The sequence below is a fragment of the Mycobacterium sp. 1164966.3 genome (assembly GCF_001665395.1).
In the GTDB taxonomy this organism is placed as follows: domain Bacteria; phylum Actinomycetota; class Actinomycetes; order Mycobacteriales; family Mycobacteriaceae; genus Mycobacterium.
Window position 1 is genome coordinate 20,648 of record NZ_LZSG01000060.1, and the last position, 15,377, is coordinate 36,024.

16 protein-coding genes are annotated in these 15,377 nt (G+C 63.4%); 4 read left to right on the plus strand and 12 right to left on the minus strand.

What is annotated here, in order from left to right; all coding sequences use genetic code 11:
• Positions 1-31: 31 nt before the first annotated feature.
• Genes A9W99_RS20700 through A9W99_RS20730 form a run of 7 tightly spaced genes read right to left on the minus strand, consistent with a single transcriptional unit; the run spans position 32 to position 6,138 of the window.
• Positions 32-1,201: a lipid-transfer protein gene (locus A9W99_RS20700; RefSeq protein WP_067382530.1), complete on the minus strand. Its 1,170-nt coding sequence runs from the start codon at positions 1,199-1,201 to the stop codon at positions 32-34.
• A complete protein-coding gene (locus A9W99_RS20705; RefSeq protein WP_067382533.1) occupies positions 1,198-1,650 on the minus strand; it encodes a MaoC family dehydratase in 453 nt (150 codons plus the stop codon). The genes A9W99_RS20700 and A9W99_RS20705 overlap by 4 nt, the downstream gene beginning before the upstream one ends.
• Positions 1,647-2,759 carry an acyl-CoA dehydrogenase family protein gene (locus A9W99_RS20710; protein ID WP_067382536.1) on the minus strand — a complete coding sequence of 371 codons (1,113 nt, stop codon included), beginning with the start codon at positions 2,757-2,759 and terminating at the stop codon, positions 1,647-1,649. Before A9W99_RS20710 ends, A9W99_RS20705 begins: the two co-directional genes overlap by 4 nt.
• 19 nt (positions 2,760-2,778) lie before the next feature.
• Positions 2,779-3,192 carry a Zn-ribbon domain-containing OB-fold protein gene (locus A9W99_RS20715; RefSeq protein ID WP_067382538.1) on the minus strand — a complete coding sequence of 138 codons (414 nt, stop codon included), beginning with the start codon at positions 3,190-3,192 and terminating at the stop codon, positions 2,779-2,781.
• Entirely contained in the window at positions 3,192-3,767 is a 576-nt protein-coding gene (locus tag A9W99_RS20720) for a MaoC family dehydratase N-terminal domain-containing protein (RefSeq protein WP_067382541.1), read from the minus strand. Before A9W99_RS20720 ends, A9W99_RS20715 begins: the two co-directional genes overlap by 1 nt.
• A 17-nt stretch (positions 3,768-3,784) precedes the next feature.
• Positions 3,785-4,966 (minus strand): acyl-CoA dehydrogenase family protein, encoded by a 1,182-nt coding sequence (locus A9W99_RS20725; RefSeq protein WP_067382544.1) that lies wholly within the window; start codon positions 4,964-4,966, stop codon positions 3,785-3,787.
• Positions 4,966-6,138 carry a cytochrome P450 gene (locus tag A9W99_RS20730; RefSeq protein ID WP_067382547.1) on the minus strand — a complete coding sequence of 391 codons (1,173 nt, stop codon included), beginning with the start codon at positions 6,136-6,138 and terminating at the stop codon, positions 4,966-4,968. Before A9W99_RS20730 ends, A9W99_RS20725 begins: the two co-directional genes overlap by 1 nt.
• Positions 6,139-6,414: 276 nt before the next feature.
• On the opposite strand from A9W99_RS20730, the gene A9W99_RS20735 reads away from it, so the two are divergent.
• Together A9W99_RS20735 and A9W99_RS20740 are read left to right on the plus strand one after the other, a co-directional pair.
• Positions 6,415-6,822 carry an aldehyde dehydrogenase family protein gene (locus A9W99_RS20735; protein WP_067382550.1) on the plus strand — a complete coding sequence of 136 codons (408 nt, stop codon included), beginning with the start codon at positions 6,415-6,417 and terminating at the stop codon, positions 6,820-6,822.
• On the plus strand, positions 6,819-9,182 hold the full coding sequence (locus tag A9W99_RS20740; RefSeq protein WP_067382552.1) for a CaiB/BaiF CoA-transferase family protein: 2,364 nt from the start codon (positions 6,819-6,821) through the stop codon (positions 9,180-9,182). Before A9W99_RS20735 ends, A9W99_RS20740 begins: the two co-directional genes overlap by 4 nt.
• A 2-nt stretch (positions 9,183-9,184) precedes the next feature.
• Here A9W99_RS20740 and A9W99_RS20745 read toward each other — a convergent pair whose 3' ends face one another.
• From A9W99_RS20745 to A9W99_RS20755, 3 genes are all read right to left on the minus strand, one after another.
• A complete protein-coding gene (locus tag A9W99_RS20745; RefSeq protein WP_067382555.1) occupies positions 9,185-9,655 on the minus strand; it encodes a MaoC family dehydratase in 471 nt (156 codons plus the stop codon).
• Positions 9,652-10,845 carry an amidohydrolase family protein gene (locus A9W99_RS20750; protein ID WP_067382558.1) on the minus strand — a complete coding sequence of 398 codons (1,194 nt, stop codon included), beginning with the start codon at positions 10,843-10,845 and terminating at the stop codon, positions 9,652-9,654. The genes A9W99_RS20745 and A9W99_RS20750 overlap by 4 nt, the downstream gene beginning before the upstream one ends.
• A 79-nt stretch (positions 10,846-10,924) precedes the next feature.
• On the minus strand, positions 10,925-11,569 hold the full coding sequence (locus A9W99_RS20755) for a cysteine hydrolase (protein ID WP_067382560.1): 645 nt from the start codon (positions 11,567-11,569) through the stop codon (positions 10,925-10,927).
• A gap of 60 nt (positions 11,570-11,629) precedes the next feature.
• Here A9W99_RS20755 and A9W99_RS20760 point away from each other — a divergent pair, with 60 nt between their 5' ends.
• Positions 11,630-12,067, plus strand: coding sequence for a nuclear transport factor 2 family protein (locus A9W99_RS20760; RefSeq protein ID WP_067382563.1), 438 nt, complete (start codon positions 11,630-11,632; stop codon positions 12,065-12,067).
• Here the strand turns inward: A9W99_RS20760 and A9W99_RS20765 are convergent.
• The gene (locus A9W99_RS20765; RefSeq protein ID WP_067382566.1) at positions 12,057-12,956 is read right to left on the minus strand and encodes a TIGR03619 family F420-dependent LLM class oxidoreductase; all 900 of its coding nucleotides are present in this window, start codon (positions 12,954-12,956) and stop codon (positions 12,057-12,059) included. The two genes, A9W99_RS20760 and A9W99_RS20765, sit on opposite strands and share 11 nt — an antisense overlap.
• A gap of 10 nt (positions 12,957-12,966) precedes the next feature.
• Positions 12,967-14,067 carry an acyl-CoA dehydrogenase family protein gene (locus tag A9W99_RS20770; RefSeq protein ID WP_067382569.1) on the minus strand — a complete coding sequence of 367 codons (1,101 nt, stop codon included), beginning with the start codon at positions 14,065-14,067 and terminating at the stop codon, positions 12,967-12,969.
• A gap of 109 nt (positions 14,068-14,176) precedes the next feature.
• On the opposite strand from A9W99_RS20770, the gene A9W99_RS20775 reads away from it, so the two are divergent.
• Entirely contained in the window at positions 14,177-15,373 is a 1,197-nt protein-coding gene (locus tag A9W99_RS20775; RefSeq protein WP_067382572.1) for an amidohydrolase family protein, read from the plus strand.
• The last annotated feature ends 4 nt before the right edge of the window (positions 15,374-15,377 follow it).

Consider the following 15,377-nt stretch of genomic DNA (forward strand, 5'->3'; position numbering starts at 1 on the left):
AGTTCCCGATCAGAGTAGCCGGGGCTACGGCTCACCTGTCGGGCGCGAGGATCAGTCCGCTGGTCGGGACGCCGGTGCCCGACGTGACCAGTACGTGTTCGACGTGATCGACCTGGTTGTGGGACGTGCCGCGTACCTGTCGCACTCCTTCCGTGATGCCGTTCATCCCGTGGATGTAGGCCTCGCCGAGCAGTCCGCCGTTGGTGTTGATCGGCATCCGCCCGCCCAACGACAGCTCGTCGATCGACACGAAATCCTTGGCCTCGCCGCGTCCGCAGAACCCGAGTTCCTCGAGTTGAGTGAACACGAACGGCGTGAAGTGGTCGTAGAGGAACGCCGTCGAGATGTCATTCGGTTTCAGTCCGGAGTCGCGCCACAACTTGTCGCCCACCACGCCCATTTCGGGTAGTCCGGTGATCTCTTCCCGGTAGTAACTCGTCATCACTTCGCCGTCGTAGGCCGCGCCTTGGGCGGCCGCGGTAATCACAGCAGGAGGGTTGGGCAGATCTCGCGCCCGCTCGACGGTGGTCACCACCATCGCGACGCCGCCGTCGCTTTCCTGGCAGCAATCCAGCAGGCGCAGCACCGGCTCGATGATCCAGCGCGACTGCTGGTGGTGCTCAAGGGATATCGGCTTGCCGTAAAACCAGGCGTCCGGATTATTGGCGGCATGTTTGCGGTCGATGACCGAGATTTTGCCGAAGGCGGCGTTGGTGACCCCGTACGTCGACATGTACCGCTGGGCGTGCAAGGCGACCCACGCGGCCGGCGTCATGAACCCGAACGGGGCATACGGAGCCATCCACAACGGCGTCACACCGGGTTGGCGTCCAGCCCCGCCGAAACGGAAGCCGGAGCGCTCGTTGAACGCGCGGTAGCACACCACTGCCTCGGCGGCACCGGTCGCGACCGCCATCGCGGCCTGCATCACGGTGCCCGCTGCTGCCCCGCCGCCGTGCGGCACCCTGGTGAAAAACGTGAGGTTCTCGATGCCCACGTTGCGCGCGACCTCGATCTCCTCGTTCTCATCGACGGTGAACGTCACCATGCCGTCGATATCGTGCGGCCGCAGGCCCGCATCGTCGATGGCAGCCTTGACCGCCTCGCAGGCAAGCTGCATTTCGGTGCGGCCAGACTCCTTTGAGAATTCCGTCTGGCCGATACCGACGAGAGCGGTTTTCCCGCCGATGCCTGCGCTCATGCATCGACCCCGTCGAGAAGACTGAGCACAGCGGTGCCGGAGACGTGGTCACCCAAACTGTTGCTGCCCTTGAAGGTAACCTCCACCAAGCCTTCGCCGTCGGCCGACGATTTGTCGGTAACGCTGCCTTCGAAGTGCAAGGGATCGTTTGGGTATGCGGGAACACCGAGGCGAACAGAAAGCTTCTTGATCATTGCTTCGGGTCCGGCCCAGTCGTGCAGAAATTTCACACATAGCCCGTTGGTGGTCAGGATGTTGAGGAAAATGTCCTTGGAGCCTTGGGAATTGGCGAAGTCGCGGTCGTGGTGCACTGGCATGTAGTCGCGCGAGGCGATGGCGCCTGCGACGATCAGTGTGGTGGTCACGGGCACGTCCATCGGTGTGACCTCGTCACCCACATTGATGGCGTTCCACGCCAGGGTCGTGGTGCGCTTGATGGTGGAGGTCATTTGCCACTTCCTTCCGCATATGCGTTGCCGAGCCGGGCCAGCTGCTGCGACGCCGAGCCCAGTGCAAGTTCATTCTGCTTGGCCCACAAGAAATAACGGGACAGCGGGTAGGTGATGTCGATCCCCATGCCGCCATGCACCTGCTGGGCCGAGGCCGCGACGCGGGCGCCTGCCTCGGCGGCCCAGAACTTGGCGATGGCGGCCTCGCGATCAGCCGGTCGTCCCTGGGCGATCAGCCATGCCGCGTGCCACGTGGTCCACCTGATGGCTTCGACGTCGATGAATGCGTCTGCGAGGCGCTGCTGCACGGCCTGGAAGGACCCAATGGGGCGGCCGAACTGTTCACGCTCGCCGGTGTAGGAGGCTGCCAGTTTCAAAGCCCTTTCCACGACGCCGATTTGGATTGCGGACAAGCCGACGAGCGCCCGGATATAGAGCGAGCCGACTATATTCCCGGCGTCGTGTTCGGCGAGCCGGCGGCCGGACGCTCCCGTCAACTCCACATCGGCGTGGGGTTCACCGTTGGTAGTGGACACCGGTGTGATGGCCACGCCATCGCTTCCGCTGTCGACGATGAAGAGTCCCGCACCGTCCTCGGTACGCGCCGACACCACGATGGCCGATGCGAGTTGTGCCGCGGGCACAAGCTCCTTGCGGCCGTCGAGCCGCCAGGCGTCGCCGTCGGATCGTGCGGTGGTGCGCGGTATTGTCGGGTCGGAGTTGCCCGGTTCGACGAGCGCAGCGGTGAGGATCGTGCTGCCGTCGACCACGCCCGGCAGATACCGTTGCTGCAACACGGAATCACCGTGCCGTGCAATCGTATCCGCGCCCAGAACAAGCGTGGCGTAGACCGGTACCGGTGCGACGCTGAACCCGACCTCGCTGAGCAGGACACCCAACTCCAGGAATCCACCGCCGCTGCCGCCCACGGATTCGGGCAGTGCAATGCCGAGCAGGTCGGCGGATGCGAGTTCGTTCCACAGCGCGGCGTCGTAACGCACGTCGCCGGACTCATGTTCGGTCAGATGTTCGGGCGTGGCGCGGTGCTCGAACAGCTGACGCGCCACTTTGCCGACTGTCTCTTGTTCTTCGGTGAAGGTGAAATCCATTGCTTTCCCTCGCCTTTGCTCAGCCAGCCGGCCGGAATTGGTGCAGCACCAACTCGTCGCCACTCGGGAGAGCTTCAAAAGTCTCGTAAAAGACTTCGACGGGCATGCCGACCTCGATGGCGGAGGGCTCGATGTCGCGGAGGTTCGAGACGATGCGGACACCCTCTTCGAGTTCGATGAGCGCAACGACATATGGGTACTGGAGGAACGGCAGCGGCGGGTACTGCGGCATCACGAAGCTATACACCGTGCCGCGACCCGATGCGACGACATGGTCCCACTTTAGCGACTGGCAGTTACCGCACATCGGTCGTGGTGGGACGCGCAACCTCTGGCAGTCTGCGCAGCGCTGGATGCGAAGTTCGTTGTCTTTCAAGCCCGACCAGAAGAACTCGGTGTCGGGACTGATTGAAGGGGCGAGTCTGCTGGCCATCAGTCCCCGGCCGTTCCGGCGGGGGCCCCACTCGTCTTGAATCGCAGGGTGCGGAACCACTGGCGGCCGATGATCTCGTCATTCTGGTCGCGGTAGGTGGTCACCCAGGTGACGAAGAAGCCGTCGCCCATCGCCGTCTTCTTTTCGTCGGAGATCGAATCGAACACCGTTTCGGCGGTGATCTGGTCTCCGACTCGGGGATAGCGTTCGATCTCGAACTCGGAGTTCGTTGCGATGATGCCGGTGTAGCCCGCGTCGGACAGGAACTGCAGTGGGTTGCTCTTGATTTCGATCGGCACACCGCCGCGCTCGCGAATGCCGGCCAGCTTCGGTGGGGGCATCGTCCAGCTCTGCAGCATCACCGGCGGCGAGACCAAGCCGCCGTGGCGAGAGTTGCGGGCGAACTCCTCGTCGAGGTAGGCCGGGTTCATGTCGTCCAACGCATGCGCCCAGTGCCGGATCATCGCGGGGTTCACCGGATCGGGTGCGCGGGCAGGTTTGCCGACTCCGTCGGTGGGCGTGCCGATCAGCGCGTCGAGTCGCTGGCGCAGTTCGCCTTTGGCCATTTCGGTCATAGGTGCCGACATTCCTTTCAGGAGGCTCGCATGTCGCGGGGCGCGCGCGGCATTCCGAGACCAGCCATGGCGATGATGTCGCGTTGCAGTTCGTTGGCGCCGCCGCCGAATGTGTTAATGACGGCGAGTCGGTAGGCGCTCTCGAGTTCGCCCTTGAGCGGGGCCGACGCATCCTTGCGCAGGCCGGCCTGGCCCACCACGTCGAGCAGCTCGCGGGCCACCTGCTGGGTGAGCTCGGTACCGAAAACCTTTGCGGCCGAGGCCTCGCCCATACCCAGACCGCCGGAGCTGATGTTGGTGTTCACCCGCAGGTTGAGCAGTCGGTAGGCCGCGACCTGTGCCTCTACCCGTGCCAATGCCTGTTGCACCCACGGCTGGTCGATGACGAACCCGTCGTCGAGTTCCGTGGTCTTGGCCCACTCCAACGTCTTGTCGAACAATGGCTCCAGCGCACCCAGGTTGCCGAGCGCCGCACGTTCGAGGTTCAGCTGGTTGGTAATGAGCTTCCAGCCCTGGTTCTCGCCGAGCACGATAGCGCTCTCCGGCACCCGCACGTCGTCGTAGAAGGTGTAGTACGTCGAAACACCGGGCATCGTAGGCAGGGGCTTCCAGGAAAAGCCGGGCGAGTCGGTGGGCACGATGAATACCGTGATGCCCTTGTGCTTCTTGGCGTCTGGATCGGTGCGGGCGGCCAGCCAGATGTAGTCGGCGAATTCCGCGCCGCTGGTGAACATCTTGGAGCCGTTGATCACGAATTCGTCGCCGTCGCGCACTGCGCTGGTCCGCAATGAGGCCAGGTCGCTTCCCGCGCCGGGCTCGGAGTAGCCGATTGCGAAATCGACGGTGCCCTTGAGGATCGCGGGGAGGAACTTCTGCTTCTGCTCCTCGGTTCCGTACTGAATCAGCGTGGGCCCGACAGTGTTCAGCGTGATCATTGGCAGCGGTGCGTGCACGCGTCGTGCTTCCTCGCCGAAGATGTACTGCTCAAGCGCCGTGAGGCCGCTACCGCCGTATTCGACCGGCCATGCGACACCGAGCAATCCTGCCTCGCCGAGCGCACGCCGGCACTCGGCGACCGCCGCGCCGCCCTCCAGCATCCCCGCGACGGCCTTGCGCCGTTCGGGAGTCATGACAGCCTCAAGGCGTTCGCGGTAGTTCTGTCGCAGCTGCTTCTGTTCAGGGGTGTAGTCGAAATCCATCAGACACCAGCTCCCATCCGTACCGGCATGCGCTTGACGCCCGGCACCATCGTGGCGCGCAGCCGCGTCACATCGCCGGTCAGTTCGATGCTCGGATAGGCGCCTAGGAGCACCTCGAACATCACCCTTGCCTCCAGCCGTGCCAGTTGCGCCCCCAGACACGCGTGTTCGCCGGCGCCAAAGGCTATGTGGGGGTTCGGGTTTCGGGTGATGTCGAACTCCTCGCTGGTGGGGCCGAAGATCTCCTCGTCGCGGTTGGCCGCACCGTAGAGCATGACCACCGTTTCGCCGGCCATGATCTGCTGGCCACGAATTTCGACGTCCTGGGTGGCTTCGCGCGCCATGTGGGTCACCGGGCTGGTGAACCGCAGCATCTCTTCGACGGCCAGCGGCAGAAGCTCGGGCTTCGAGCGAAGTAGGGCGAACTGATCGGGATGGTCCAGCAGCGCCAGCGTGCCCAGCGCGATCAGGTTGCGTGTGGTCTCGTTGCCGGCAACCAGCAGCAGGAACGAAAAGTTGAGCAGGTCGGCATCGGTGAGGTGCTCGCCGTCGACCTCGGCGGCCGCCAAGATGGACAGCAGGTCGTCTTGGCCGGTGACCTTGCCGGAGCGCCGCGCGTCGATCAGCTTGGTGAAGTACTCGTACAGCTCACCGAGTGCCACCATGTTGTCCAGCTCGATGTCGGGGTCGGCGGTACCCACCGCCGCGTCCGACCATGCCCGGAACTGCTCCCAGTCCTCGGCCGGCGCGCCGAGCATCTCCGCGATCATCCGGGTCGGCAGCGGCGCGGCAATCTCCTCGGCAAACTCGTAGTCCCGTGACGGGTCGACGCCGTCGAGAATGCCCTTGACGATCTGCCGCACCTTGGGTTCCAGCAACGTGACTTGCCGCCGGGTGAAGCCCGAGTTGATCAGCTTGCGTAACTGCCGGTGCCGCGGTGGATCGGTGAAGATCAGATTTCCCTCCTGCACCGGGCTCGGCATCGCGGGATCTGGAATCGAGATGCCCTTCGTCGACGTGAACGTCATGGGGTGACCGGAGACCTGTCGGATGTCCTCGTACTTGGTCAGGGCCCAGAAGTTCGTCACGTCATTCCAGACGACCGGCGTGCTGTTGCGCAGCTCCCGATAGCCCGGGTACGGATCGCCGGCGTAGAAGTCCGGAGAGTGCAAAGGCAACGTGGACGTTGGCCTGGGGGTGGAGTTAGCGGGCACTACGGGCCTTCCTCGACACCGACGACTTGGACAGATATTTCAAAAATGTCCGGTAGTGCTGTGTCTACAGCACAGGCAGCATTCATGTCAATCACTATTCACCCAGTTGAAATCGATATCGTTGACGGTGATGTATTAGTGGGTGTACACAATTGGAAGAACTGTCGGGCATCCTCGTATCCACATCCGAGGAGTGCGCAGTTCGGCGACCGACCAGGAAGGTCCAGTGATGTGATGGCCGAGTCGAGTCTCATCGACAGCTATGGCGTCTACATCGACGGTCAATGGGTCGAACCGGACAGCGGGCGATACGACGTCCTCAACCCGGCAACAGAGCATGTGATCGCCTCGGCGCCGAACGCCGGCGCTGCACAGGTCGAGCGGGCGATTGGCGCAGCGCGCACCGTCTTTGATTGCGGGCCGTGGCCGGCGGCAGATCCCGCCGAGCGGTCTCGCTGCCTCCAACAGCTCAGCGACGCGCTGCTCGCCCGGGGCGACGAGATCTACGCGCTGGCCCAAGCCGAGTGGGGCTGCACAGCAAACGAGCGGCTGATCCACGTCGAGGGGCCCGCGTTCATGGTCGGCCGCGTGATGGGGCTGCGGACATACATGGAACCCAAGGCGATCGGAGTGCCTGCGTGACCGGATCCCTGTCGGGGCTTCGAGTCGTCGAGGTCGGAACCGACATTGCGGCGCCGTATTGCACGAAATTGCTCGTCGATCTGGGCGCCGACGTGTACAAGGTTGAGTCGCCGGCGGGGGATCCGCTGCGAAGCTGGGGCCCGTCGAGTGGGCTGTTTGAGTATTTGAACGCCGGAAAGCGCGGTCTGACAATCGATCTCGAGACGCATCCCGATGCGCTCGGTGGGTACACTGCTCAAGCAGACGTGGTCGTCGAGGATCTGCCAGCCGGATCCGCCGACAGGTTCAACTGGGGGCTCGATCGTGAGGCTCTCCAACGCCTCAATCCGAATCTCGTGGTCGTCCGGATCTCCGACTACGGCCAGGAGGGCCCGCGCCGGAATCGCCAGTCGACGTCGCTGACCCTGCAGGCCGCGTCAGGGTGGGTCAACGCTCGCGAATTCGGCCGGCCGCCGGTGCAGGCCGGCGCCCGTATTCCCGAGTACATCGCGGGCAGCTACGCCGCACTCGGGGCGCTGACGGCCCTGCGGGTCGCGGATGCCGGCCTTGAGCGCGTGATCGAGGTTGATGTCTCGGCGTTCGAGTCGCTCTTGTCGACTTTGGCGTATCCGATGCTGATGGCTGAACGCTTGAAAAGCCTTGGTCTTCCGCCGAATTCAAAGGCGGGTCCGATGCTCGGCATAGTGCGCGCCGCCGACGGTTGGGTCGGGATCAACTGCTTGACCGGGCAGCACTGGCTGGACGTCTGCGCGATGGTCGGACTGCCGGAATTCGGAGATCACCAGATAGCCATCATGCTGGGACGCCCTGAACGCGAGGAGTTTTTCGCAAAGGCGCAGCCCTGGCTCGATTCGATGACTGTGGCCGATCTGGTCGAGTTGAGCCAGGCGATGCGCATCCCCGCGGCGCCGGTCAACGACGGAGCATCCATCCTCGACTGTCCCCAGTACCGCGAACGGGGATTCTTTATCGCAAGCGAAGTGGGGGGCCAACGCTTCCTGCGACCGGGCGCACCGTTCCGGTTGGCCCGCACGCCGGTTGAGCCACCGAAACCAGCGCCGCAGCTCGGCGACAGAGCGGCAGCTTCTTCGCACGATCGCCGGACGATGCCCGCCGCATCCGCAGTCGACGATGTGACAATGCCGTTCGCAGATCTGAAGGTCTTCGACCTGAGCACATTCTGGTCCGGCGCCTACCTCACCTGCTATCTGGGTGCATTCGGCGCTGACGTCGTTAAGGTCGAATCGATCCAACGTCCGGACGCACACCGGTATTCGGGCTCGCTGCTGCGCAGCAGCGATGACTGGTACGAGATAGGACCGATGTGGCAGGGCACTAACCTGAACAAGCGCGATATCACGTTGAATCTCAGCACCGAAGCCGGCCGTGAATTGGCACTGAAGCTGGCCGCCGAGGCGGACGTCGTGGTGGAGAACTTCTCACCGCGCGTGGTCGAGCAGTTCGGTTTGGATTACGCGTCGCTGTTGACGGTGAATCCGGACGTCATCATGGTCCGTATGCCGGGCTTCGGGCTCGAAGGTCCATGGCGCGACTACGTCGGATGGGCACTGAACTTCGAGCAGTTATCGGGGATGTCGGCAGCCACGGGCTACCCCGATGGTCCACCGTGCAACCTGCAGGGGCCTGCCGATCCGATCGTGGGTGTACACGCCACCGTCGCACTGCTGGCCGCACTCGAGCACAAGCGCAGAACCGGTGAAGGCCAACTGATCGAGGTCGCACAGATCGAGGTCGGCGCGGCCGTCACCGCCGAGCCCGTCATCGAATACTCACTGGCCCATCAGGTGCGCGAACGAGAGGGCAATCGACACCGCAGCTACGCACAAGGTGTCTACCCGGCCAGTGGCGATGATGAGTGGGTGGCCATTTCGGTGCGTGATGATCCCGACTGGGCCGCCGTCGTCGAGGTGATTGGTCGACCCGAGCTACGCGACGACTCCCGGTTCGCCTCACCGGAGGCACGGCTGCACAACCACGACGCACTCGACGAGGTGCTCGCAGAATGGACTGTGGCCCGAACCTCGGACGAAGCCGCCGACTGTCTGCGGCGGGCCGGAACACCCGCGGAGCGGATCCTCACTGCGGACCGGATGTACGACGTCGACCAGCTTGACGCGCGCGGCTTTTACGAGGAGCTCGACCATCCGCTCTCTGGGCGACATCGGTTCCCGGGCTGGCCATTTCGGATCGCGCCGGGACCCCTGCGGCATCACCGCGCACCATCGCCGACGCTCGGTCAACACAATGACGAGGTGCTAGGCGCCCTCGGACTATCGGCCGACGAGTTGGCGAAGCTGCGTGACGATCAGGTTATCGGCGAACGGCTGCTGAACGCATAGGTTCAGGCATCGACCATGGCCGCGATGGTGTCCACCACGCATGCCGGTCGGTCGGACCCCTCAACCTCGACGGTGACCCGCACGGTGGCCCGGCCGCCCTTGTCGTTGCGCTCCACCTTGATCAGTTCGGCTCCGGCGCGGATCCGGGAGTCCACGGGCACTGGGGCCGGAAAGCGAAGCTTGTCCGAGCCGTAGTTCACCTGCATCGACAGTCCCGTCACCCGGTAAATCTGTTGCACCAGAATGGGAACCAGCGACAGCGTGAGATATCCGTGCGCGATCGTCTTGCCGTACGGTCCTTTGGCCGCCCGCTCCGCGTCGACGTGAATCCACTGGTTGTCACCGGTCGCCTCGGCGAACAGGTCGATCTCTTTCTGCGTGACCTCGTGCCACCCGCTGTAGCCGAGGTGCTGGCTGACGTGCTTCTCGAACCCGGAGATGCCCTCGTAGACGGTGGGGGAGGCCTGCGTCATACCGGGACCTTGAGCCCCAACTGCTCAATAGCGTTGCCGCCCATGATCTTCGCCTTCGCCGTATCGGAGATGCCGTCGAGCCGGTCGACGAAGCTCAACGGATCGCCGATGCCCTCGGGGTGGGGAAAGTCGGAGCCGAACATCACGTGATCCTCGCCCATGATGTCGACGATCCCCTTGACGTCGTCCTCGAGGAACGGGTGGATGTAGATGTTGCGTTTGAACACCTCGACAGGGTGCTCGTCGAACTCCTTGGGCATGATCTTGTACGCCGTGTTGAGCTGTTCGAGAAGGTTACGCACCCAACCGCTGCCATTCTCGACGCAGAAAATCTTCAGGTCGGGGAAGCGGGACAACGCACCATGACAGATCATCGCGGCCAGGGTGTCCTCGATGGCGCGGTGGCCCATCACCACCTCGCGCAGCGCGCTCGGCTTGAACGAGAGGTATTCGTCGCCACCCTCCCATTCCATGAGGTGCTTCTGGTATCCGCTGTCTGACGCGTGCATGGTCACCGGAATGCCCGCGTTGACCACTTCTCTCCAGAACGGGTCGAACTCGGGCAGACCCATCGACCGGGAGCCGCCGAAGCGGCTGGGCACCGGAGCGGGCCGCACCAAGAACGTCTTCATTCCCCTTTCGAGGCACCAGTGCAGCTCCTTGATGGCCTCGTCGACCAGGGGCAGACAGATGACCGGCGTCGCGAAGATGCGGTCGTGGTAGTTGAACGTCCAGTGTTCGTGCATCCACTCGTTGAGGGCGTGGATGATTGCGTGGGTCAAGATGACGTCGTCGGTGGTGCGCTCCTCGATGAGACTGGCGAGGGTGGGGTACATGACGCACTGATCGATGCCAAGCTCATCCATCAGCTCCAGCCGAGGACCCGGATACTGGTATGCGGGAATGACATCCATTGCTTCACCGATGAACTCGCGAAAATTGAGCCCCTCCGGATTGTTGCCCAAGAAGTAGTCCTCGGCGCTGCCCGGCCTCGCGACGCGCGCGAACGTCGGGTTGGGAATCATGTGGCTGATGTGGTCCTTGACGACAAGCTTCGGCCGTCCGTGGACCTCGACGTAGCCGACCTTGCCACGGTGCTCTTTGGGCAGGTACTTGGTGAGCGCGTCCGTCGTCTCGTACATGTGGTTGTCGATGTCGAAGACCGGATAGGGCAAGGACCGGGTAGACATGTGACTGATCCCTCCAGAGCAGCGAATATGGCCGTTTACGCTATATGGAAATGACGTTATCACCAACGCTCCGGCACATCTATCGGGGGCCGGGTCCCGAGAGTTCGTTCCACGCTTTCACGACCGCTTCGGTGGTGGTCACCGTAGCCAGCAGGGCCAGCGTGTTGTCGATGATTGATTCCGCATATTCGCGTGGGTAGCCACTCACCGCATCACGGGGAAGCACGAACTGGTAACTGCGATTGACCGCGTCCATCACAAAGTTCTGAATCGCGATGTTCACCGAGACACCCACGCCCACGATGGTTTGAACTCCGAGGTTACGCAGTACCGAGTCGAGGTCGGTGCCTGTCATCGGTCCGACACCGTGCGTGCGGGTCAAGACGAGATCGCTTGGATCCGGGCCGAACTCAGGCAGTAGCGAGCCGCCCGGGCTGCCCGGCGTCAAATCGGCGGTAAATGACTTTCCCGCCATGAACAGCCTGGCGTTGGTGTTGGACCCACGGTTGTCTGGGCGCTTTTGCATCAGGCAATGGACGACCGATACGCCAGCATTGCGAGCGGCCTTGAGGAGCGTGGCGATGTTCGGGATCGCTTCTCGTCTGGCTTCTTCGGCGAGCATGGGCAGACCGGCCTGGGGACCGATCACGCCTCCCTGGCATTCCTGGGTAACCAGGGCGGTGGTGGCGGGGGTCAACAGATCAAGCAGGCTGGGTTGCGGCATGAGAATAGACGTTATCGTGTGCGAGAACGCAATTTCCAGCCAAGTCTTGAGGGAGAGCAGATGGATACCTGGGAGCTTGCGATCCGTGAGTCGGTACGCCAGACGCTCGCCGATTACACAGCGGCCACCGACCGGTTTGATCTGCACGGTCTGGCGGCCTGCTTCGGGCCCGATGGTGTGCTCGAATTCACCGGAGGAGCGCAACCGCTCACCGGGCCCGCAGAGATCGAGACCGGGCTCGGCGCTGCCATGGCCAAAAGTCCCGATCTGGCGAGACCGGTGCCAACACATGTGCGCCATCACGTTTCGAGCATCCGGTTCGGGTCTGTTGCCAAGCACCGGGTTGAGGTCAGTAGCTATTTCGCCGTCCATACTGACATCGGTCTCGACCACTGGGGACGCTATCGCGACGTTCTCGTTCCGCTGGACGGGCGCTGGCTGTTCGCGCATCGGCGCATCAGCGTGGATGCCTTCGCAGCCGACAGCCTTATGCGATGAACTCCGCTGCGAAGGCCTGCGCGTGATCGATGACCTCGGACCGGGTAGCCCCCTGAGGTGCGATGGTCAGCCAGGTCACGCCCATCGCTTCGAGCTTGGCGATCGTGGCGTGCCGTTCGTCGGTCGACTTGCTTTCGTCCAGCAGGTTGCCTGCCGAGAAACAGATGTCCAGAGGTTCCGTACGGCCGATCTCGGCCGCGTACTTCCTCGCCCACGTGATTGCTGCCGCTAATTCGTCGAGCGTCGAGATCTCTGCGGTCCGTGACGCGGTGGCGTAGCCGAACGTGTTAAAGGGCGCCCACCCTTGCCCACGGCCAACCGCGCGGCGGACGGCGGGCTTGCTGTTGCCGCCAACCCAGATCGGAGGGGGAGTCGCCGGTACGGGATACAGGCGTACACCGCGGGCGGCGAACGAGGTGCCCTCATAGGCGACATCCTCACCGGTGAGCACCTTGACCAGTACATCCAGCGCCTCGTCGAGCAACGCGCCGCGGTTGTGGAAATCTATTCCCAGCGCTCTGAATTCGGGCTTGAGGTACCCCGCGGCGGTGCCGAGTATCAGCCTGCCACCAGAGAGGACATCAAGGCTCTGGATCGACTTCGCGCCCAGGAAGGGATTGCGGTAAGCGGCAATGTAGACGTTGGTGAGCAGCTTCACGTTCGTCGTGGCGGCTGCTGCGAATGACAGCGCGACGAACGGGTCCAAGGCATGGTGTCCGCCGTAATCGAGCCATTTCGCATCGGGGGCGGGGTGGTCGGTGACATGCACGGCGGCGAATCCGCTGGCCTCGCCGACGCGGGCGATTTCGGAGATCGCTTCGGCGGTGACGAATTCAGATACGGCGTCGACACGGTGGGTCGGCAGTTCCAGGGAGTACGAGATGGTCACGATTGTCCTTTCAGGTGCTGACGAGTGATGCCAAGCGCTGGGCATGGTGGTCGGGGCTGCCGAAGATCATTTCGGTGACCTTGGCCCGCCGAACGTAGAGATGTGCGTCGTGCTCCCAGGTGAATCCGATGCCGCCGTGGATTCGCATGTTGTCCAACGCGACTTGCAGAAAGGCTTCCGAGCAGGCCATCTTCGCCACTGACGCAGCGATCGGCAGGTCGTTGCCGTCGGCGGTTTCCGCAGCATGGACGGCGGCTGAGCGGGCGCCCTCGACGAGCACCAGCATGTCGGCACACCGGTGTTTGATGGCCTGAAAGCTGCCGATGGGTCGCCCGAACTGGATTCGCTCCTGGGCGTAGCCCACGGCCATGTCGAGGCAGCGTTGGGCGGCACCGACCTGCTCAGAGGCCAGTGCAGCGATCGCGAGGTCGCAGGTGCGGGCCAAGCCCGCGGCTGCGTCACCCTCGGTTCCGATCAACCGGGCGGGGACGTCGTGGAACTGTAAACGTGCGATTTTTCGCGTGCGGTCCAGAGTCGTGAGCGGTGCACGGGTGAGCCCGTCGGCGTCCCCCGACATCGCGAACAGCGACGTGCCTGCGCTCGTATTCGCCGCGGCCAGAACAACATCGGCGCTGTGGCCGTCGAGGACGAGAGCCGTTTCGCCCTGAATCCGATGACCGGGACCGTCGGTGTGTGCCGTCAGCGTGACGGCTTCCGCATCCCAGGCATCGAGCTGGCCGTTAAGGACGAGCGTCGCGGTCGTGGATCCGTCGACGAAACCCGGTAGGTAGTCGCCCATTGCGCTGGTGTCGCCACTGCACAGGATCGCTTGCGTGGCCAGTGCGACGGTGGAGAAGAACGGTGCACATAACAGCGCGGCGCCCATCTCCTCGAACACGACTGCGAGTTCGGACAACGTGGCACCGGCGCCGCCGAACTCCTCGGGAACGGCGATGCCGTGCAGTCCGAGCTCGCCGGCCATTTGACGCCACTCGGCCTGGTCGTATCCCGGCTCGGTGGCCATCAGTTCGCGAACCCGCCCGGTCGGCGACGTGACCTCCAGAAACCCCCGCACCGCCTGCCGGAGTTCGTCGGTCTCATCGATCGCCATGCGCTGCCTTCCGGTGCGCCCAGCCCGACCCGGGATAGGCATTCCCGGACGAGGATAGTATCTTTTCTGAAATAGGAGAATCATCATTCTCGCATGAAGGAGCCGCGCGGTGACGACCAAACTCGACTACGGGATCATCGACTGCGATACGCATTGCTACGAGACTCGGGATGCGTTTACCCGCCACCTGCCCAAAGAGTTCCAGGATCGCGCCATCACTACCGTGCGCGGAGCGGACGGGGTCGAGGTGATCCTCGCCGGCCATCGTGTCGCAACCTTCAACAGTGAAGGGGGGCTGGGTCTGGACGTCGCATACCGCCCCGGATCGCTGAAAGAGATGCTGAGGCAGATGGGAACCGGCAACCCGGAGGAGTCCTACGAGCCGCAGCCGATGCAACCCGAATACATCGAGCGTTCAGCACGGCTCGCGGTGATGGAGAAGCAGAACGTCGAGCGGATGGTGATCTATCCGAGCGGCATGGCCCTGTCTGCCGAGCACTACGTTGATGACACCGCGGCGCTGTATGCCAATCTCCGGTCGTTCAACCGATGGTTCGACGAGGAGTGGGGGTTCAACTACCAGGACCGCATCTACGCGACCGGGCTGCTTTCACTTCGCGACCTCGACTCGGCCGTCGCCGAAACGGACGCATTGATCGCGCAGGGCGCAAAGTTTGTCCTGCTGCCAACGGGCCCGGCATACGGTAGGTCTCCAGGCGACCCCTACTTTGACCCGATTTACGCCAGGCTTCAGGAAGCCAACTGTGTCCTGGTGTTCCACATCATGCCTTTCTGGTACTTCGATGCGATCTCACCTGCTTGGGGCCACTGCGCAGATCCTGCCTCGTGGCACATGTCGGCCTGGCAGTGGATGAACATCTACGGCCAGCGCCCAATCGAGGACACCCTGTCAGCCCTGATCTTCGACAACCTGTTCGGCCGATTCCCACGGTTGAACGTGCTTGTCGCCGAACACGGTGCAGAGTGGGTGCCGTTCTTCACCAAGCACATGGACAAAAGCCGCGGCATGGGCCGAAATGGTCCATGGATCGGCGGGAAACTGACGGAAAAGCCGTCCGCCATCTTCCGGCAGCACGTTCGGGTGGTGCCGTATCCCGAGGACGACACTCCCGCGATCGTCAACAGCCTGGGCTACGACGACTGCCTCGTCATGGGCTCCGACTACCCGCATGCGGAAGGGCTGGCCGAGCCCGCCGACTTCGTCAAATTGCTCGACCCGCTCGACGATGCCACCAAGAAACGGATCATGCGTGACAACGCTGACCAGTTGATAGGGCGGAGCTAAAACT

Bases quoted from the DNA above. Each gene is read 5' to 3' on its own strand.
- A9W99_RS20755 (WP_067382560.1), bottom strand. From the start codon at position 11,569: ATGCCGCAACCCAGCCTGCTTGATCTGTTGACCCCCGCCACCACCGCC.
- A9W99_RS20750 (WP_067382558.1), bottom strand. From the start codon at position 10,845: ATGTCTACCCGGTCCTTGCCCTATCCGGTCTTCGACATCGACAACCAC.
- A9W99_RS20760 (WP_067382563.1), top strand. From the start codon at position 11,630: ATGGATACCTGGGAGCTTGCGATCCGTGAGTCGGTACGCCAGACGCTC.
- A9W99_RS20700 (WP_067382530.1), bottom strand. From the start codon at position 1,201: ATGAGCGCAGGCATCGGCGGGAAAACCGCTCTCGTCGGTATCGGCCAG.
- A9W99_RS20735 (WP_067382550.1), top strand. From the start codon at position 6,415: ATGGCCGAGTCGAGTCTCATCGACAGCTATGGCGTCTACATCGACGGT.
- A9W99_RS20710 (WP_067382536.1), bottom strand. From the start codon at position 2,759: ATGGATTTCACCTTCACCGAAGAACAAGAGACAGTCGGCAAAGTGGCG.
- A9W99_RS20725 (WP_067382544.1), bottom strand. From the start codon at position 4,966: ATGGATTTCGACTACACCCCTGAACAGAAGCAGCTGCGACAGAACTAC.
- A9W99_RS20715 (WP_067382538.1), bottom strand. From the start codon at position 3,192: ATGGCCAGCAGACTCGCCCCTTCAATCAGTCCCGACACCGAGTTCTTC.
- A9W99_RS20770 (WP_067382569.1), bottom strand. From the start codon at position 14,067: ATGGCGATCGATGAGACCGACGAACTCCGGCAGGCGGTGCGGGGGTTT.
- A9W99_RS20705 (WP_067382533.1), bottom strand. From the start codon at position 1,650: ATGACCTCCACCATCAAGCGCACCACGACCCTGGCGTGGAACGCCATC.
- A9W99_RS20745 (WP_067382555.1), bottom strand. From the start codon at position 9,655: ATGACGCAGGCCTCCCCCACCGTCTACGAGGGCATCTCCGGGTTCGAG.
- A9W99_RS20720 (WP_067382541.1), bottom strand. From the start codon at position 3,767: ATGACCGAAATGGCCAAAGGCGAACTGCGCCAGCGACTCGACGCGCTG.